Source organism: Stenotrophomonas sp. T8 (genome assembly GCF_051853085.1).
In the GTDB taxonomy this organism is placed as follows: Bacteria; Pseudomonadota; Gammaproteobacteria; order Xanthomonadales; family Xanthomonadaceae; genus Stenotrophomonas; species Stenotrophomonas sepilia.
Map to the genome: position 1 here is coordinate 1405745 of NZ_CP195329.1, position 17462 is coordinate 1423206.

The 17462-nt window shown below is 66.3% G+C and carries 16 protein-coding genes; 9 read left to right on the forward strand and 7 right to left on the reverse strand.

What is annotated here, in order from left to right; all coding sequences use genetic code 11:
- Positions 1–104: 104 nt before the first annotated feature.
- Positions 105–1136: a LysR substrate-binding domain-containing protein gene (locus tag ACSDHM_RS06705; RefSeq protein WP_439426777.1), complete on the reverse strand. Its 1032-nt coding sequence runs from the start codon at positions 1134–1136 to the stop codon at positions 105–107.
- 147 nt (positions 1137–1283) lie between these two features.
- Here ACSDHM_RS06705 and ACSDHM_RS06710 point away from each other — a divergent pair, with 147 nt between their 5' ends.
- From ACSDHM_RS06710 to ACSDHM_RS06735, 6 genes are all read left to right on the forward strand, one after another.
- Entirely contained in the window at positions 1284–1511 is a 228-nt protein-coding gene (locus tag ACSDHM_RS06710; protein WP_049414419.1) for a hypothetical protein, read from the forward strand.
- Complete coding sequence (locus ACSDHM_RS06715; protein ID WP_053499154.1) at positions 1508–2278, forward strand: SDR family NAD(P)-dependent oxidoreductase; 771 nt, start codon at positions 1508–1510, stop codon at positions 2276–2278. Before ACSDHM_RS06710 ends, ACSDHM_RS06715 begins: the two co-directional genes overlap by 4 nt.
- Positions 2279–2369: 91 nt before the next feature.
- Positions 2370–3593: an efflux RND transporter periplasmic adaptor subunit gene (locus ACSDHM_RS06720; RefSeq protein ID WP_049414417.1), complete on the forward strand. Its 1224-nt coding sequence runs from the start codon at positions 2370–2372 to the stop codon at positions 3591–3593.
- A 127-nt stretch (positions 3594–3720) separates the two neighbouring features.
- The gene (locus ACSDHM_RS06725) at positions 3721–6891 is read left to right on the forward strand and encodes an efflux RND transporter permease subunit (RefSeq protein ID WP_072168316.1); all 3171 of its coding nucleotides are present in this window, start codon (positions 3721–3723) and stop codon (positions 6889–6891) included.
- Positions 6892–6958: 67 nt separating this feature from the next.
- A complete protein-coding gene (locus ACSDHM_RS06730) occupies positions 6959–7696 on the forward strand; it encodes an SDR family oxidoreductase (protein ID WP_072168315.1) in 738 nt (245 codons plus the stop codon).
- A complete protein-coding gene (locus tag ACSDHM_RS06735; RefSeq protein WP_072168314.1) occupies positions 7690–9111 on the forward strand; it encodes an efflux transporter outer membrane subunit in 1422 nt (473 codons plus the stop codon). Before ACSDHM_RS06730 ends, ACSDHM_RS06735 begins: the two co-directional genes overlap by 7 nt.
- Positions 9112–9154: 43 nt before the next feature.
- On the opposite strand, the gene ACSDHM_RS06740 is transcribed toward ACSDHM_RS06735, so the two are convergent.
- Entirely contained in the window at positions 9155–9532 is a 378-nt protein-coding gene (locus ACSDHM_RS06740; protein ID WP_049414413.1) for a VOC family protein, read from the reverse strand.
- Positions 9533–9673: 141 nt separating this feature from the next.
- Here ACSDHM_RS06740 and ACSDHM_RS06745 point away from each other — a divergent pair, with 141 nt between their 5' ends.
- Positions 9674–9937 carry a hypothetical protein gene (locus tag ACSDHM_RS06745; RefSeq protein WP_049414598.1) on the forward strand — a complete coding sequence of 88 codons (264 nt, stop codon included), beginning with the start codon at positions 9674–9676 and terminating at the stop codon, positions 9935–9937.
- A gap of 19 nt (positions 9938–9956) precedes the next feature.
- Here the strand turns inward: ACSDHM_RS06745 and ACSDHM_RS06750 are convergent, their stop codons facing one another.
- The 3 genes from ACSDHM_RS06750 to hchA form a co-directional block, all read right to left on the reverse strand.
- A complete protein-coding gene (locus ACSDHM_RS06750; protein WP_353762436.1) occupies positions 9957–10814 on the reverse strand; it encodes an endonuclease/exonuclease/phosphatase family protein in 858 nt (285 codons plus the stop codon).
- 240 nt (positions 10815–11054) lie between these two features.
- On the reverse strand, positions 11055–11759 hold the full coding sequence (locus tag ACSDHM_RS06755) for a PA1136 family autoinducer-binding transcriptional regulator (RefSeq protein WP_072168312.1): 705 nt from the start codon (positions 11757–11759) through the stop codon (positions 11055–11057).
- A 4-nt stretch (positions 11760–11763) separates the two neighbouring features.
- Positions 11764–12636, reverse strand: a complete 873-nt coding sequence (hchA, locus tag ACSDHM_RS06760; protein ID WP_072168311.1) for a glyoxalase III HchA — start codon at positions 12634–12636, stop codon at positions 11764–11766.
- A gap of 379 nt (positions 12637–13015) precedes the next feature.
- On the opposite strand from hchA, the gene ACSDHM_RS06765 reads away from it, so the two are divergent.
- A complete protein-coding gene (locus ACSDHM_RS06765; RefSeq protein ID WP_439426778.1) occupies positions 13016–14239 on the forward strand; it encodes a cytochrome P450 in 1224 nt (407 codons plus the stop codon).
- Positions 14240–14256: 17 nt separating this feature from the next.
- Here ACSDHM_RS06765 and ACSDHM_RS06770 read toward each other — a convergent pair whose 3' ends face one another.
- Positions 14257–16278: an esterase/lipase family protein gene (locus tag ACSDHM_RS06770; RefSeq protein WP_439426779.1), complete on the reverse strand. Its 2022-nt coding sequence runs from the start codon at positions 16276–16278 to the stop codon at positions 14257–14259.
- Positions 16279–16424: 146 nt separating this feature from the next.
- Between ACSDHM_RS06770 and ACSDHM_RS06775 the strand changes: the two genes are divergently transcribed.
- Entirely contained in the window at positions 16425–16886 is a 462-nt protein-coding gene (locus ACSDHM_RS06775) for a methyltransferase family protein (protein WP_065179498.1), read from the forward strand.
- 14 nt (positions 16887–16900) lie between these two features.
- On the opposite strand, the gene ACSDHM_RS06780 is transcribed toward ACSDHM_RS06775, so the two are convergent.
- Positions 16901–17383 (reverse strand): hypothetical protein, encoded by a 483-nt coding sequence (locus tag ACSDHM_RS06780; protein WP_439426780.1) that lies wholly within the window; start codon positions 17381–17383, stop codon positions 16901–16903.
- Positions 17384–17462: the final 79 nt, after the last annotated feature.

Sequence of the window (17462 nt, forward strand, 5' to 3'; positions counted from 1 at the left end):
CGCCGACAGCGCATGCAGAGTCGAGCCGCGCTCGACTCCCTCTGTAAGCCATGCCGACCAAGGTCGGCATCTACCAGGAGATGGATAGGCGCTCTTGTTGCAGGCTACGCCGCCGAAGCGGCCACTTTCTCCAGGATCCGCTTGCCACTGTTCTCCAGCGCGGCATCTTCCTGTGCCTTCTGCTGCTGCGCCAGCTTCGCGCCGGGGCACTGCGCCAGCATGTAGTTGGCATCGAAGTTGAGCTTCTCGACCAGGAAGTCGACAAACGCACGCACCTTCGGCGAGACCAGGCGGCCGCCGGCGAATACGGCATTGAAGTCCACTTCCGGGCCGGTCCAGCCGGCCAGCACGCGGCGCACCATGCCCGATTCGACGAACGGCTTGGCCATCACATCACCGGTCAGCAGCAGGCCTTCCCCACAGACCAATGCACCATTCAACGCAGACATGTCGTTGGCGGTCATCAGCGGGGTGACCGGGAAGTCGCGCAGTTCGCCCCCGTTCTCGCCCAGCTGCCAGGTGAAGCGCGGCGAGTTGCCGGTATGGTACGGCTTGCGCATCGCCAGGATGCGATGGAACTGCAGCTCTTCCGGATGCAGCGGTTCGCCATAGCGCTCAATGTAGGCCGGACTGGCGAACACCTGCGTGCGCAGGCTGCCCAGCTTGCGCGCGACCAGATTGGAATCGGGCAGGGCACCCACGCGCAGTGCCAGGTCCGCTTCACCGGCGATCAGGTCCAGCTTCTCGTTGCCCATGTGCATGTCCAGGCGGATCTCTGGATACTGCGCATGGAACTGGCCCAGCAGCGGCGCAATCCAGGTGATGCCGATCGAGTAGGGCACAGTGAAGCGCAGCCAGCCGCGCGGGCCGGACTGCAGCTGGCTCACCGCGCTCTCCGCTTCTTCCAGCTCGCGCGCGATGCGCTGGCAGTGCTCGTGATAGATCGAACCGGCTTCGGTCAGGCCGAGGCGGCGCGTGGTCCGGTGCAGCAGGCGCGCGCCCAGGCGCGTTTCCAGCTCCTGCACTTTGCGGCTGACCGTGGTCTTGGGCAGGCCGAGCGATTTGGAAGCAGCAATGAAGCTGCCTTGCTCGACCACTTTGACGAAGATCAGCGTCTCGTTGAGATCGTGGGACATGGTCGGGGGTCCTGGACGTCGGGGATGGGACAATCGTGACAGAACGATTGGACCGGGTGCGGGATGATTATTCCCCTTAATCAGGACTAATCAAGTAAAGGTTTGAGGTCTATCGTGGCGCCATTCGTTAATTGGAGCCCGTCCGCCATGAGCCTGCGCAACATTCTTGCCCGACTCCGGAACGCCGGCCAGAACACCCTGGACCTGGCGATGACCGTCGAAGCCCGTCCGAGTTCCTTGGTACACAAGGACTTTCGTGAGTTTACCGCGCCCATGCGTCAGCAGCGTGGCGGTGCCATCCGCCTGGTCCCGCACAAGGGCGACCGCCTGCGTCGAATCGGGACTATCCCGGATTTGGGAGGAAATGTCCCGTGAATGGGATACTGACGCCCGAAGTCCTGGTCCTTGGCGGTACCGGTGCCGTCGGCCAGGGCGTGGTCGGCGCGTTGCTGGAAGCCGGCAGCCCGGTGCTGGTGGTTGGCCGCGATCCGGGCCGGCTGGCCGCGCTGCATGAGCAGTTCGCGGATGAGCCCGGACTGGAGACGCTGCTGGGTTCGCTCAGCGATGACGGCTCGGCACGCGCGCTGGCCGAACGCATCGCGCAGCGCCCGCGTCCGTTGGCCGCCGTGATCGCGGCCATGGGTGGCCCCTACCGTCGCGGCCGGGTGATCGACCGCAACGGCGATGAGCTGCTGGGCGCGATGCAGGCCGACCTGATGCCGCACGTGCACGCCGTGCGCCACCTGCTGCCGCTGCTGCAGGACAACGTGCATGCGCGCCGCTACGTGATGATCGGCAGCCCGGCCAACGCCAAGCCCTGGGCGGGCTACGGCGAGACCTCGATCACCACCGCCGCACTGCGCATGTACGCGCAGGTGGTGCACCAGGAAGCGCAGGCGCTGGGCGTGCGCGCGCAGATGCTGGAAGTCTGCAGCCCGGTGTGTACCCCGGCCAACGCGGCCAATGCCTGCATCGAGTGGCCCAGCTCGCTGCTGGTCGGTCGTCGTGTGGTCTCCCTGCTTGATGGGTGCCGAGACAACCGCGCCATCGTCCGCTGCGACAGCAGCGATGCCGAATTGCCGCGTGGCCTGCTGCACCTGGAAGTTCCTCCGCTGTGGCGCGACACCGCAGGCATCGCTTGACCTCGACCATGGTTGAGGTCGCAGTATTCGCCGCCGATTTTTGCAACACGTTCTCATATCGCTGTACCACCCCTCCGTACGGATGCATGCCATGACTTCCCCCAATACCACCCCACATCGTTTCGGCCATCGCATTGCGATGGCCGGCGTGTCGATCCTCGCCGCGGCCGTGCTTGCAGCCTGCAGCGGCGGCCATGCCGAAGAAGGCGGTGCACCGCCGCCGCCGCAGGTCAGCGCCGCGCCGGTGCTGGTCAAGCAGGTCAGCCAGTGGGACGAGTTCAGTGGCCGCGTCGAAGCGGTGCAGAGCGTTGAACTGCGTCCGCGCGTTTCCGGCTACATCGACAAGGTCAACTACGTTGAAGGCCAGGAAGTGAAGAAGGGCGAAGTGCTCTTCACCATCGACGCGCGCAGTTACCAGGCCGAGTACGATCGGGCAGCCGCCGAACTGGCCCGCGCCCGTACCCAGGCCACGCTGGCCCGCAGCGAGTCCGAGCGCGCCAAGCGGCTGTCCGAGCAGCAGGCGATCTCCACCGAGACCGCCGAGCAGCGCCGTGCGGCTGCCGACCAGTCCGGCGCCGCCGTGCAGGCCGCGCAGGCAGCATTGGATGCCGCCCGCCTCAATCTTGAGTTCACCAAGGTGCGGGCACCGATCGACGGCCGTGCCGGCCGCGCGATGGTCACCGCCGGCAACCTGGTCACCGCCGGCGACAGCGCCAGCGTGCTGACCACGCTGGTCTCGCTGGACACGGTGTTCGTCTACTTCGATGCCGACGAAAGCACCTTCCTGCGCTACGCCCAGATGGCACGCAAGGGTGAGCGCCCGAGCGAGCGTGACAGCGCGCTGCCGGTGAAGGTCGGCCTGTCCGGTGAAGAAGGCTACCCGCACACGGGCAAGGTCGACTTCCTCGACAACCAGGTCGCCCGCAGTACCGGGACCATCCGCGTCCGCGCGCTGCTGGACAACGCCGATCGCCAGTTCACGCCGGGCTTGTTCGCCCGCGTGCAGCTGCTTGGCAGCGGCCAGTTCCAGGCGCTGCTGATCGACGACAAGGCCGTGCTGACCGACCAGGACCGCAAGTACGTGTACGTGGTCGACAAGGATGGCAAGGCCCAGCGCCGTGACATCCAGCTCGGCCGCACCGCCGACGGCCTGCGTATCGTCGAGCACGGCCTGGCCGCCGGTGACAAGGTGATCATCGATGGCGTGCAGAAGGTCTTCATGCCGGGCATGCCGGTGCAGGCCAAGGCGGTGGCGATGCAGCCACAGCCGGCGCCGGCACCGGGCCGCGATGCCACCGCTGCCCTGAAGCACTGATCCGCCGTCTCCTGATCCGCGTTTCCGCTTAGCTGCCGGCGCCAGCGGCAGCCTTCCCTGCCTTCGTCATCCCGGCGAGGGGCGGGGTGGCTGTTGCCCGCCGAATGCCTTTCCCAGGAATTCCTCCATGGACTTTTCCCGCTTCTTCATCGACAGGCCGATCTTCGCGGCGGTGCTGTCGATCGTGATCTTCGCCGCAGGCCTGATCACGATTCCAATCCTGCCGATCAGTGAGTACCCCGAAGTGGTGCCGCCGTCGGTGGTCGTACGCACGGTGTATCCGGGCGCCAACCCCAAGGTCATTGCCGAGACCGTCGCCACGCCGCTTGAAGAGGCCATCAACGGCGTCGAAGGCATGATGTACCTGAAGTCGGTGGCCGGCTCGGACGGCGTGCTGCAGATGACCGTCACCTTCCGCCCGGGCACGGACCCGGACGCAGCGGCGGTGAAGGTGCAGAACCGCGTGGCGCAGGCGCAGGCGCGCCTGCCCGAGGACGTGCGCCGGCAGGGCGTGACCACGCAGAAGCAGTCGCCAACCTTCCTGATGGTGGTGCACCTGACCTCGCCGCAAGGCAAGTACGACACCCTGTACCTGCGCAACTACGCCCGCCTGCACGTCAAGGATGCGCTGGCGCGTATTCCGGGCGTGGGTGATGCGCAGATCTTCGGTGGCGGCGACTACGCCATGCGTGCCTGGCTGGACCCGGACAAGGTGGCTTCGCGCGGCCTGACCGCCAGCGACGTGGTGCGCGCCATGCGCGAGCAGAACGTGCAGGTGTCGGCCGGCCAGCTTGGCGCCGAACCGCTGCCGGACAGCAAGTTCCTGACCCTGATCAACGCCCAGGGCCGGCTGAAGACCGAGAAGGAATTCGGCGACATCGTGCTCAAGAGCGGCACCGATGGCGAGATCGTGCGCCTGTCCGACGTGGCCCGCCTGGAACTGGGTGCGGGCGACTACACCCTGCGCTCGCAGCTGGACGGCAAGAACGCGGTGGGTATCGGTATCTTCCAGTCGCCGGGTGCCAACGCGCTGGAAATCCGCGATCAGGTCATCTCGACGATGGACGAGATGCAGAAGACCATGCCGGCCGATGTGAAGTACGAAGCGGTGTATGACACCACCATCTTCGTGCGCGACTCGATCAAGGCCGTGGTCTCCACGCTGCTGGAAGCGATCGCCCTGGTGGTGCTGGTCGTGATCCTGTTCCTGCAGACCTGGCGTGCGTCGATCATTCCGTTGATCGCGGTGCCGGTGTCGGTGGTGGGTACGTTCGCCGCGCTGTACCTGCTGGGCTTCTCGATCAATACGCTGAGCCTGTTCGGCCTGGTGCTGGCGATCGGCATCGTGGTCGACGACGCGATCGTGGTGGTGGAGAACGTTGAACGCAACATCGAGGAAGGCCTGTCACCCACCGCCGCGGCCCACCAGGCCATGCGCGAAGTGTCCGGCCCGATCGTGGCGATCGCGCTGGTGCTGTGTGCCGTGTTCGTGCCGATGGCCTTCCTGTCCGGTGTCACCGGCCAGTTCTACAAGCAGTTCGCGGTCACCATCGCCATTTCCACGGTGATCTCGGCGATCAATTCGTTGACCCTGTCGCCAGCCCTGGCCGCGCGCCTGCTGAAGGCCCATGGCGCTCCGAAGGACGGCCCGAGCCGCCTGATCGACCGCCTGTTCGGCTGGGTGTTCCGTCCGTTCAACCGCTTCTTCAAGTCCAGCTCGGAGAAGTACGAGCGTGGCGTGGCCCGCATCCTCGGCCGCCGCGGTGCGGTGTTCGTGGTCTACGCGATCCTGCTGGTCGGTACCGGCGTGATCTTCAAGCTGGTACCGCCGGGCTTCATTCCGACCCAGGACAAGCTGTACCTGATCGCCGGTGTGAAGCTGCCGGAAGGTTCGTCGATCGCCCGCACCGATGAAATGCTGCGCAAGGTCGCCAAGATCGCCCAAGAAACCGATGGCGTCGCTCACACCATCTCGTTCCCCGGTCTGAACGCGCTGCAGTTCACCAATACGCCGAACACCGGTGTGGCGTTCATCCCACTCAAGCCGTTCGCCGAGCGCCATGGCCGCACCGCCGCGCAGATCAATGCCGAGATCAACCAGAAGATCGCCGGCCTGCAGGAAGGCTTCGCGTTCGCGATGATGCCGCCGCCGATCCTCGGCCTGGGCAATGGCAATGGCTACCAGATGTTCATCGAGGACCGTGGCAACCTGGGTTACGGCGCGCTGCAGAATGCCGTGCAGGCCATGCAGGGCACCGTTGCGCAGACGCCGGGCATGGCCTTCCCGATTTCCAGCTACCAGGCCAACGTGCCGCAGCTCGATGCCGAGGTCGACCGCGTCAAGGCCAAGGCACAGGGCGTGCAGCTCACCGAGCTGTTCGACACGTTGCAGACCTACCTGGGTTCGGCCTACGTCAACGACTTCAACCAGTTCGGCCGCACCTGGCAGGTGATCGCCCAGGCAGATGGTCCGTACCGCGAGACGGTCGAGGACATCGGCAAGCTGCGTACCCGCAACGACCGCGGCGAGATGGTGCCGATCGGTTCGATGGTCACCATCAAGCAGACCTTCGGCCCGGACCCGGTGCTGCGCTTCAATGGCTATCCGGCAGCGGACCTGGCCGGTGAAGCCGACCCGCGCCTTCTGTCGTCGGCCGAAGCGATGACCAAGCTGACCGAGATCGCCGGCAAGGTGCTGCCGGTGGGCATGACCACCGAATGGACCGACCTGAGCTACCAGCAGGCAACCCAGGGCAAGGCCGCCTTCATCGTGTTCCCGGTGGCGATCATGCTGGCCTTCCTGGTGCTGGCCGCGCTGTACGAGAGCTGGTCGCTGCCGCTGGCGGTGATCCTGATCGTGCCGATGACCCTGCTGTCCGCGTTGTTCGGCGTGTGGCTGACCGGCGGTGACAACAACGTGTTCGTGCAGGTCGGCCTGGTGGTGCTGATGGGCCTGGCGTGCAAGAACGCGATCCTGATCGTCGAATTCGCCAGAGAGCTGGAGATGGGCGGCAAGGGTATCGTTGAAGCCGCGCTGGAAGCCTGCCGCCTGCGCCTGCGCCCGATTGTGATGACCTCCATCGCCTTCATCGCCGGCACGGTGCCGCTGGTGCTGTCTCACGGTGCAGGCGCCGAAGTGCGCTCGGTGACCGGCATCACCGTGTTCGCTGGCATGCTGGGTGTGACGCTGTTCGGCCTGTTCCTCACCCCCGTGTTCTACGTGGCCCTGCGCAAGTTCGTCACCCGCAACGGTGGTGGCCAGCTGGTGCAGCACGGCGAACCGACCATCCATCACTGACAGGGAACGTTGCTGACACTGGCCGCCCGGTCGGTGTCGGTTTTCCCCCTCATCAAGGCATGACTCCATGAACTCCCATCAGAACAAGATCGCACTGGTTACCGGCGCCACCCGTGGCATCGGCGCCGAAACCGTACGCCAGCTGGCCAGCAACGGCGTGCATACGCTGCTGGCCGGGCGCAAGCGTGAGGCCGCCGTGGAGCAGGCGCTGAAGCTGCAGGCCGAGGGCCTGCCGGTGGAAGCACTGCAGCTGGACGTCACCGACAGCGCCAGCATCGCCGAGGCGGTGCAGCAGGTGCGCGAGCGCCACGGCCGCCTCGACATCCTGGTCAACAATGCGGGCGTGTTGCTGGAAAATCCGGCGCAGCGGCCGTCGGAGCAGTCGTTGGACACCTGGCGCCGCACCTTCGAGACCAACGTCTACGCACTGGTCGCGGTGACCCAGGCCTTCCTGCCGCTGCTGCAGCAGGCCAAGGCAGGCCGCATCGTCAATGTCTCGAGCATCCTCGGTTCGCAGACCCTGCATGCCGATCCGGCGTCGGGCATCTACGACATGAAGGTTCCGGCCTACAACGCCTCCAAGGCCGCTGTGAACAGCTGGACCCTGGCACTGGCGCACGAACTGCGCAACACGCCGATCAAGGTCAACACCGTGCACCCGGGCTACGTGAAGACCGACATGAACGGCGGCCACGGCGAAATCGAAATCGCCGAAGGCGCGCGCTCCAGCGTGCAGATGGCGCTGATCGGCCATGAAGGCCCGAACGGCAGCTTCACCTACCTGGGCGAGGTGCTGCCATGGTGATCCGCACGTTGGCGATGGCCGTCTCCAGCCTGGTGCTGGCGGGCTGTGTCAGCGTCGGCCCGAACTACAAGGCCCCGGTGCAGGAACCGGTGGTCCTGCAGGGTGCACAGCAGCCGGTGTTCAGTACCGCTTCGCCGGTCGCCAGCTGGTGGGCGCAGTTCGATGATCCGGTGCTGGAACAGCTGGTGCACGGCGCACTGTCGGACAACCTGGACCTTCGCGTGGCCGTGGCCCGCGTCAGCCAGGCCCGCGCGGTGTTCGTGGAAAGCCGCCTCGACCAGGCTCCGCACGTCACCGCTGGCGGCAGCTACGACCGCCGCAAGCAACCCGATCCGCAGCTGGGTGGGCAGCGGGTGTTCAGTGAAAGCTACCAGCTCGGCTTCGACGCCGGCTGGGAGCTGGATCTGTTCGGCCGCAAGCGCCGTGCTGCTGAAGCCGCGCGCGCCGACCTCGGTGCCGAGCAGGCCAACCTGGCCGATGCGCAGGTCCTGGTCGCCGCTGAAGTGGCACGCAATTACTTCGAGCTGCGTGGTACGCAGAAGCGCATCGCGGTGGCCCAGCACACGCTGGAAAACCTGCGCGATACGCAGAAGCTGACTGAGGCGCGCTGGGAGCTGGGCGCAGGCAGCGAGCTGGATGTGCAGAGCAGCCGTGCCCGCCTGAAGGCGATCGAGGCTGACATCCCGTTGCTGGAAGTGGCCGAGGCGCAGTCGCGCAACCGGCTGGCCGTGCTGCTCGGCCAGCGCCCGGAAGTGCTGACTGACATGCTCGCGCCGCACGACGTACCGGCCTTCGCCAAGGCACTGCCGCTGGGCGATACCCGCGAACTGCTGCGCCAGCGTGCCGACGTGCGCGTGGCCGAGCGTCGCCTGGCGGCTGCGACCGCACGCGTGGGCGTGGCCACGGCGGACCTGTTCCCGCGGTTGTCGCTGTCCGGCTTCGTCGGGTTCCTCGGCGGCGATGCCAGCGGCCTGGTCAATGGCAGCAACAAGGCCTGGTCGCTGACCCCGTCGCTGAGCTGGGCGGCATTCGACTTCGGCACCGTGCGTGCACGCCTGCGCGCCAGCAAGGCTGAAGCCGAAGGCGTGGCCGCGCAGTATGAGCAGGCGGTACTGCTGGCCCTGGAAGACACCGAGAACGCGCTGACCCGCTATTCCAAGCAGCAGGCACGGTTGGCGATCGTGGTCGAGCAGGCGCAGGCGGCACGGCGTGCCGAATCGCTGGCGCAGATTCGCTATCGCGAGGGCTCCGAGGACTTCCTGACCCTGCTGGATGCGCAGCGCACGCAGCTGGCAGCCGATGATGCGTTGGCGGCGGCCGAGTCCGAGGTCAACGTCAGCGTGGTGGGCGTGTACAAGGCGCTGGGCGGCTGGGGGCAATCACCGCAGCAACCGAGCGTGGCGCAGGTGCAATGACTCCAGGGGGGACGGAGGCCGTGGCTTCCGTCCCTTTGCTCTTTCAGGGCCACTGATTGGCCGGCACCTCGCGCTCGCGCATGCGCACGATGCAGAAGCGATGGCCGCTCGGTGCTTCCATCACCCACCAGCGCTTGACGAAGCCTATCCGTCGCGCGCCGAGCTTCTCCAGGCGGTCGGCTTCGGCATCGATGTCGTCGCTCTCGATGTCCAGATGCACCCGTGACGGGTGATCGACCCGCTGGACCTCAACGTCCAGGCCCGCCGGTGCGCCCAGCAGGTCGGCATACTCGGCGCCCCCTTCGGCACGCGCCGCCTGTGCCTGCAGGCCGAGCGCGGCGGCCCAGAAACGGGCGCCTTCGTCGGCGGGAAGGTCCTGGCAGTCGATGATGAATCCAGCCAGCCGGCTCTGGTGTGCCATGTGCTGCTCCGCACTTCGAGGGGTACGCGGCAGGGTAGCGCGGTGCATTCCGCGTACGTCTTCACCTTCGTGACGTTTCTGACTCTGCCGGATTTCGGGCCCGCCGTGTAACTAGTGGGTCAGGCACTCGGGAGGAAGGCGATGGCGGACGGAAGGCGGGATACCCAACGGATGTTGTTCGGCGATCCGGGTCCACCGGGTGCGGGGCTGTCAGTGGCAGTCGTGGTACTGCTGGTGCTGGCGACGATGGCCGCAGCGGTCGGCTTCCTGCGCCTGCAGGATTCGATGCTGGGACTGGGCCTGATCGGCGTGGCGGTGTTCCTGGCGATAGGGGCCCGCATCTGCCAGGCGCGCGATCAGCATCAGGCCCTGTATCGCCTGCTGTCGCGGCAGCCGCCGCTGTAGCTGCGGCTGCCGTGCGGGGTCAGTGCTGTGGCCAGTCCAGTTCGACCACCAGCGGGAAATGATCCGATGGCAGCACGCCATCGATGCGGCGGTCATCGGTCAGGAAGCTGCGCGCGTGGAAACCGCGCACCAGCACCCAGTCCAGCTGCGCGGTGGCCTTGCCAGTGAAATCGTGGAAGGTCAGTCGCGGGCCCTGCGGTGTCTTCACCTGGGTACGGGTGTCGTGCAATACGCGGGTGAATGCCTTGTAGGTGTCGCCGCCGGGTTCGCTGTTGAAGTCACCGGTCAGCACCACCGGCAGGTCGGCCGGCAGGCCGGCCACGCGCCTGCCGATCAGCTCGGCACCTTTCACCCGACGTGGTTCGTCCTCGTCGCGGTAGGGCAGGTGGGTATCCATGAAATAGAAGCGGCGGCCGTCATCGATGCGGCGGAACAGCGCCCAGGTGACCATGCGTGGATACAGGTTGCCCCAGGTGATGCTGCCGGGCACATCGGGCGTATCAGACAGCCAGAAGTTGCCTGATTCCTCGATCGCCAGCACCTTGCTGTCGTAGAACACGCCCATGTGCTCGTCGCCGCTGCCGCCGCGGCGGCCCTCGCCGAACCAGCGGTAGCCGGGCAGGTGCTGGGCAAGGTAATCGGCCTGCTCCTGCACCAGCTCCTGGGTACCGATCACCGCCGGGTGCGCATCGAGGATGACCTTCACCATCGCATCGCGACGATCGGGCCAGCGCTTGCCGGGCTCGGTATCGGCCGGGGTGCGCACATTGAACGACATCACCTTCAACGGCGCAGGGGCTGCGGCCCAGGCGCTGGTCGCAGGCAGGGCAAGCGCCAGCAGGGCACAGAGTAGGGGGCGACGGAAACGCGACAACATCGTGGAATCCCTCCATTCCATGAAAACGGTTTCACAGAGCATGCCACGAATGCGCGGACAGCGTTATGCAGGGATGGGTGGCTCGCGGATGCCGGGCGGGCGATGAACGTCCCACCCGGTGGACCGCGCACCGGCGATCACGGGTCGTAGCTCATCCCGTCGCCTGCCTTCTGCAATCGCGCAGATGCCCAGCGCGTATGCAGCACGCTGATCAGGCAGCAGGAAGTGTCTCCATCCTGATCAGTCTTCAATCTCGCCACGGCGGCCTGCCGCGCGCACTGCCTGAGCGGTGGTGGCCACGCCAAGTCGTTGCCGTGCTCGCCGCAGGTGGTTCTCAACGGTGCGCGCAGACAGCCCCAGCGTGGCCGCTATCTCTGCCTGGCGCCGTCCAGCGGCGACCCAGCGCAGCACCTCGCGTTCGCGTGCGCTCAGCGCGCCCGCGCGGATGTCGGCCGGCGCTTCGGCCAGACGCCGCGCCGCACGGAAGGCGGAGGTGCCGACCATGTCCAGCAGCACACGCGCGCTGGCGGATGCATCAATCGAGGTGCCGGCAAAACTGACCGCACCCTCCAGACCGGTCGGGCCGAACACCGGAACCTGCAGCCCATGCAGGCCATCGCCGCGCGGCTGCTTCACCACCTGATAGCGTTCGCCGCGCACGCCCTGGCGCTTGCTCCAGAAGAACGGCGCAGTGCTGTCCAGCACATGACGGTTGACCGGGCAGGCATGCAGGTAGCGGGCGAGTGCGGTATCGCTGCCGTCACCGAACCAGTCACCTTCGATCCAGTACACGCGCTGTGCGCCGCGCTCCAGCCCGGTTCCGGTGGCAAACACCAACAGGCGGTCGTAGCCCAAGGGTGAGGCGGCGGCGCGCAGCACGCCGCCCACCGCAGGCAATGACCGAGCCTGTTCCAGTTCCAGCAGCGCGGGCACCAGCGCAGGCATGGGCTCAGCGCCCCGCCAGTGCATCGAGCAGCGTACGCGCGGCCAGCTTGCCCAACGCATTGCCGGCCAGCGGGCTGTCGCCGGTCAGCAGCAGGCGATCCTGCAGCACGCTGCCATCGATGCCCTCATTGACGATCTGCACGCCCTGCTGGGCCAGTCGTTCGCCGAAGAACCAACGCAGCTGCCCGGGCATGTAGCCGATCTCCGGTGTCTGCCGGTCCATTGCGTCGGGGAAGGCGCAGATGCGGTAGCCGCGGAACAACGAGTCACCCTCGGCTTCGTCGACGCCCGCTGCCAGCAGCGCCGCCGGGCCATGGCAGAGGGTGATGATGTGGCGCTGCTCGGCCATGGCCCACTGCAAGGTGGCCTTCACAGCGCGGCTTTCCGGGAGGCCGATCAACGCGCCGTGCCCACCGGGAATGAAGACAGCGGCGTAGTCCGAATCGGTGCCCAGGCCGGCCACCACCTGGTCCAGCTGCAACGGCTGGCGGAAGCGTGCCTGGTAGCGTTCGTACAGGGCGCCGATCTCGCTGTCCTTGTGTGGGAAGGCCCACCATTCGAACTTGACCGGGTTGCCGGACAGCGTCGCCACGTCGATGTCGAAGCCGGCCTTGTCCAGGTGGTACATCGGCAGCAGGGTTTCCACCGGATGGTTGCCGGTGGAGAACAGGTGGCCATTGGCGGTCGGCAGATAGCGCTCGTCGGCGGCGATCATCAGCACCTTCCAGCGACCATCGCGGCGCGCATCCGGATAGTCGGCGCCGGACAGGTCGCTCTTGGGCGAGGTGAACTGCGAGAGCGAATACGGCGACGGGAAGAAGGCATCGCGCTCGGCCGGATCGGGGCTGGGCTGGCGGCTGGGCTCTTGCGTGTTCATGCAGACCTCCGTTGGGGGAAAGTGAGCCCAGCATAGGAGGCCGGACGCGCAGGCGCGATGAGGGATTCCCCTCAATCGGCCGCAACCAGGATGCTGCAGTGCGCCACCCGGCCGGTTGGACAGCGGGATTATGTCGTGTTATCTAGCCGGTGCCGGGATAATCCCGGCATAACCACACAGCAAGCAAAGGAATGAAAATGAAAAGATTCGCCCGAGCATTGCGCGTCACTCTGAATATTCATCCGAACGAAAAGAGCAGCGTGTGGAATACCTGGCCTCTGTGGGTCGAATTCTGATCCTGCGGGCCAAACCCGCGATCTAGCGGTAGCAAGACGAAGGGACTCGTCTTTCGAGTCCCTTCCTGCCGGAGACGCACTGCATGCAAGGGATGTCGAATGAAGGCAGCGCCATTGCTGCCGAGCGCCTGGCTGCGCGCGTGGAGCGCGAAGGGCCGGTGCTGAAACTGGAAACCGGCGGTATCGGGGTTTTCTGCCCGGAACTGGCCGGCAAGGTCGATAAGGAGAATTCCGAGCACCTGTTCGTGGTCGAGTCGCTGGCCGACCTGTTCCGCCGGCACGAACGCGTGCGCTGGAGCGAAGTGCGCAGCCTGATTGCCACGCGCAGTGCTGAACTCACCAGTGCACAGACTCTGGAGGCGTTGCAGTCGCGCATGCGGCAGGCATTGGACGCACTGTGCGGGCGCGAGCTGGATGCCACGCCAGCCGTGTGGAAGGTGATGGCGCATCCGCTGGTGCCACTGGTGATCGATGGGCTCGACGCACGCGGCACCGCAGCCATCGAACGCGCCCTGCATCTGCGCTACACCACCCAGGTCGAGCAGGTCATCCATCGGCGCCACCTGCTGCGCAACTTCCTCATCGGCCGTGCCGAATCACGGGCGATCGCCGCCGAACTCAAGCGCCGGGTCCGCAGCGGACGTTCGGCGCTGGACTACGCGCAGTCATTGCTGAGCCTGCGAGAGCGCATCGGCCTGGACAAGGTCACCTACCTGGTCACCGTGCAGCTGATCGCCATTTCCGGCGTGCCCGGCATGATGGCCGCCTGCCTGCTGTTGGCGATGCAGATGCATCCACACTGGCGCCAGCGCATCGAGGAGGAATTCGCGCCGCTCTCGGATGCGGAGATCCATGCGCTGCCGATCGCCAGGATTCCCTGCACGATGCGCTTCCTGAAGGAAGTGATGCGGCTGTACTCCACGCCCTTCAACAACCGCCGGGTGGCCGCCTGCGATCTGCAGGTGGAAGGGCAGGCCATCGCCGAAGGCACAGTGTTCGAGTTGAGTTCGTTCATCCAGCACCGCTCGGCGAAGTACTGGGATGACCCGCTGCAGTTCGATCCTGATCGCTGGTTGCCCGAACGGCGCAAGCGTACCGCCGGCATCTATGTGCCTTACGGCTTCCCAACGCGTTCCTGCGTGGGGTCGGCGGTCGGCAATGCACAGCTGGTACTGCTGTGCGCGCTGCTGGCACGCGAGTTCCGCTTCACCCCCAGCGCCGACTATCGGCCCGAGGTGCGCATGGAGGGCTTTGCGATTCCGGCGGCGCTGCATGGCACGTTCTCGCGTCGTACGGCCGGTGCCTGATCTGTCGGGACGGCGGCTTACTTTCCCGTTCGCCCGTGTGCCTGCATGTCCTCATGCAGGATCCGCCGCAGCTCGACGATGGCCGGCGTAGCTTCCTGCACGCTGTGTCCGGACACGATCACCTTCTCCGAATCCGCGTGCGGCAGGTGTGAACTCCAGTAGGGCACCAGCCCGTCATCGGTCTTCTCAAGTGGGCCATCGGCCTTGGCGCGGGCGATGATCGAGTGGTAGTGCACCTTCGGTGACATCGGCAGGTCAGCCACGGCGCGGACGAACGGGTCGTCCTTGTCCAGGTTCTGGATGCTGTTCATCTGGTAGCCGTGCTTGCCGTCATTGCGGTCGATCTGGCCGTCGTTGGCAATGGTGGCGACGTCTTCCAGCACGGTCAGTGGCAACCGCACCAGCCGGCCGATCCATCGGCCGAGGCGGGTGCCCGCCACGTCGGTGCCGCGATGCGGCGTGGCGATGAACACCACGCGGGACACTTCCGGTTCCGGCAGGAAGGTCAGCACCGGTGCGCCTTTGGTGCGCAGCAGTTCGCGCTGGGCGGGCGTCATCTGCGCGGTGGCCAGCAGGGTGTCGACCAGGTGGTCGCCGGAGGAGGAGATCATCAACCGTGCGATGACCCCGCCCATGCTGTGCCCCACCAGCACCATGTCATGCGAGGCCTGCGCCTTGCCGCTGGGGTCGAAGTGCTTGAACACTTCAGCCAGCGTGTGGCGCATCGCATCGTGGCTCATCGCGATGGGCATGTTGGTCGGGTAATAGAACTGCCAGACCTGGAAGTCCCGGCGGATCTCGTCGTCGCGCAGCAGTTCGTTGGCCACGTTGACCCAGGCTTCCGGACTGCTGGCCAGGCCATGGATCATCAGCAGCACGCGGCGGTTCGGGTCATAGGGCTGCATCATGTACAGATGCGGCGTGTCGATGCCGCCCTTGCCGCCGAACAGCGTGCGCAGCGACTGTCGGCTGAAGTTGGAGCGGGCCAGCCACAGCGCATAGCCGGCAGTGAAGTTGGCCGCCAGTGGCACCTGCTGGCCGTGCAGGGTCACTTCCGAAACCTGGTAGGGATCGTGGATCTCCAGCTCCGGCTCGTCATCGTGCAGCACCTCCCACAGGTTTGTCCCCGAGAAGCGCAATAGCACCGTCATCGATGGCGAGGGCATCTCGCTCCAGCTCTGCGTGGCCGAAGTGCTGGCCTGCGTTGCCTGCGCCGCTGCCGGAGGCGTGGTGGCCGTGCTGCCGGCCGGGTCATCCATCACTGCCACCAGTTCGGCACCGAAGCCATCGCGGCGATGCACGCTTCGCAGCGTGCCGGTGAACGACAGCGAGGCGGCGGGTACCAGCTCGCTGGGGGTACGCTGGTCCAGCGCCGATGCTTCGTCTGAAGGGGCCAGCACGAAGGTCCAGCGGCCCAGCTGGAAATGGCTGGCCTGGCCGTGCACGCGCCCGGTGGCATAGGCGTTGTAAAGCTGCACCGAGGCTTCCTGCACCGCCAGGTTGTAGTAATCGCGCACCTGGGTCTGGCGGTCTTCGAAGCCGCGCTGGTTCGCCGTGCGCTCGGTGAAGAACAGATAGGCATAGGCCTGGCGCGCGACCTGCATCCACGCATCGAGGCGTGGCTGGAAGTCGGCATCCAGCTCGGTGACGGCGGTCTTGGCACGGCCGGATGCCGAGTACTCGCGCTTTGGCGCCGGCAGGGTCATCGCATACTGCAGCCACAGCTCGGCCAGGCTGGAGCGCTTGTCTTCCTCGCGCACCACGATGCTGCCTTCCATCGCCTCGATGCAGGGCAGGCCGGGCTTGGCACAGACGCCCTCGTCGAGCCCGGCCACGCGCAGGGTCTCGATGGTCGCCGCGCTGAGCTTGCCGGAGGTCAGGATGTCACCGCGCTTGAGCGCGATGTACTGGCCGGGCGTGACCGAGGCAACCTGCACCGACGGCCCGAACTGGCGCAGCGTCGCGCAGCCGCCCAGGGTGAGCAGCACGGTGATGATGAGGGTCGTGCGGCCGATGAAGCCCAAGCCCGTGGTAGCCATGCGATCCTCCTGCGCGGTGGCGCCACTCTAGCGGTGGGCCTGTCAAAGCGGAATAGACCGGACGGTCGGTTTGGGCCTGGCCGCCTTGGGTGATTCAGCCATTCCCGTGTGACACTGCGGCCAATGAAAAGGACACGGTGATCGCGATGGTCTGGCTGGAAACGCGTATTCCCCCGCCCGTGGTAATGCTGCTGTTCGCCGCTATGGGCTTTGCAGCACGCTGGCTGTGGCCGGGTTTGCACCTTCGGGTGCCGGTGCCGGTTCTGCTGGCAGGGGTGACGGTGACGCTGGGTGTCGTGCTCAACTTGCTGCCCAAGATCTCTTTCCGACGCGCCGGTACCACCGTCAATCCTCTGCGACCTTCGGCGTCGAGCGCGCTGGTTACCAGCGGAATCTATCGCCGCACCCGAAACCCGATGTATCTCGGCCAGGCGCTGGTCCTGTTTGGTGCCATGGTGTACCTGCAGAACCTGATCGCGCTGCTGGTGGTGCCGCTGTTCCTGGCGTACATCACTTGGCTGCAGATCCTGCCGGAGGAGCGGGCACTGATGGTCCGCTTTCCCGAGGCGTACGCGCAGTACCGTCATCGCGTGCCACGCTGGCTGTAGCGTCGGCTACGCCATCAGCGGCTGATCTGGCACTTCACCGCCGCCGAATAGCCCTCGTAGTCGTCACCCGCGATCACGTGCAGGGTGTGGCGCTTGTCGATGCGCTTCACGTAGGAAGGTTCCTCGGTATTGGCATGCTCGTTGACCTCGGTCACCGACCAGGCCCTGGCCAGGCGCTTGGGATCGACGCCGTTCAAGTACACGAAGAGGCCTTTCTCGCCTTCGGCCACATTCACATCGGCACTGGTGACCGTGCCACCAAACAGCGCGACCGGCTTGTCCTCCGGCTCGAACGTGCCGCCCGGCTTCTTGGCCAGGCCGGCCGCCTGCAGCGCATCGATGGCGTCGGCCGCACTGAAATCCGAGCCTGCCTTGCAGGCCAGCAGCGCCTCCAGCGTGGCGATGCCGGGCGGCGCGATGGCCGGGGCTGCGGCGTGCGTGGCTGGGGCTGCGGCGAGCGCGGTGAGGAGCAGGGACATCGCGAGGGGGGCTTTCATGGCAGATCCTTCTGGCGGTCGCGGATGGAGGGACTGCTGTGTTGGAGGTGTCATCCCGATTATGCGCCACACGTCCTGC

Coding starts and splice junctions, on each gene's coding strand:
- ACSDHM_RS06720 (WP_049414417.1), top strand. CDS start 2,370: ATGACTTCCCCCAATACCACCCCACATCGTTTCGGCCATCGCATTGCG.
- ACSDHM_RS06765 (WP_439426778.1), top strand. CDS start 13,016: ATGCAAGGGATGTCGAATGAAGGCAGCGCCATTGCTGCCGAGCGCCTG.
- ACSDHM_RS06780 (WP_439426780.1), bottom strand. CDS start 17,383: ATGAAAGCCCCCCTCGCGATGTCCCTGCTCCTCACCGCGCTCGCCGCA.
- ACSDHM_RS06730 (WP_072168315.1), top strand. CDS start 6,959: ATGAACTCCCATCAGAACAAGATCGCACTGGTTACCGGCGCCACCCGT.
- ACSDHM_RS06705 (WP_439426777.1), bottom strand. CDS start 1,136: ATGTCCCACGATCTCAACGAGACGCTGATCTTCGTCAAAGTGGTCGAG.
- ACSDHM_RS06750 (WP_353762436.1), bottom strand. CDS start 10,814: ATGTTGTCGCGTTTCCGTCGCCCCCTACTCTGTGCCCTGCTGGCGCTT.
- ACSDHM_RS06740 (WP_049414413.1), bottom strand. CDS start 9,532: ATGGCACACCAGAGCCGGCTGGCTGGATTCATCATCGACTGCCAGGAC.
- ACSDHM_RS06745 (WP_049414598.1), top strand. CDS start 9,674: ATGGCGGACGGAAGGCGGGATACCCAACGGATGTTGTTCGGCGATCCG.
- ACSDHM_RS06710 (WP_049414419.1), top strand. CDS start 1,284: ATGAGCCTGCGCAACATTCTTGCCCGACTCCGGAACGCCGGCCAGAAC.
- ACSDHM_RS06770 (WP_439426779.1), bottom strand. CDS start 16,278: ATGGCTACCACGGGCTTGGGCTTCATCGGCCGCACGACCCTCATCATC.
- ACSDHM_RS06725 (WP_072168316.1), top strand. CDS start 3,721: ATGGACTTTTCCCGCTTCTTCATCGACAGGCCGATCTTCGCGGCGGTG.
- ACSDHM_RS06755 (WP_072168312.1), bottom strand. CDS start 11,759: ATGCCTGCGCTGGTGCCCGCGCTGCTGGAACTGGAACAGGCTCGGTCA.
- ACSDHM_RS06775 (WP_065179498.1), top strand. CDS start 16,425: ATGGTCTGGCTGGAAACGCGTATTCCCCCGCCCGTGGTAATGCTGCTG.
- hchA (WP_072168311.1), bottom strand. CDS start 12,636: ATGAACACGCAAGAGCCCAGCCGCCAGCCCAGCCCCGATCCGGCCGAG.
- ACSDHM_RS06735 (WP_072168314.1), top strand. CDS start 7,690: ATGGTGATCCGCACGTTGGCGATGGCCGTCTCCAGCCTGGTGCTGGCG.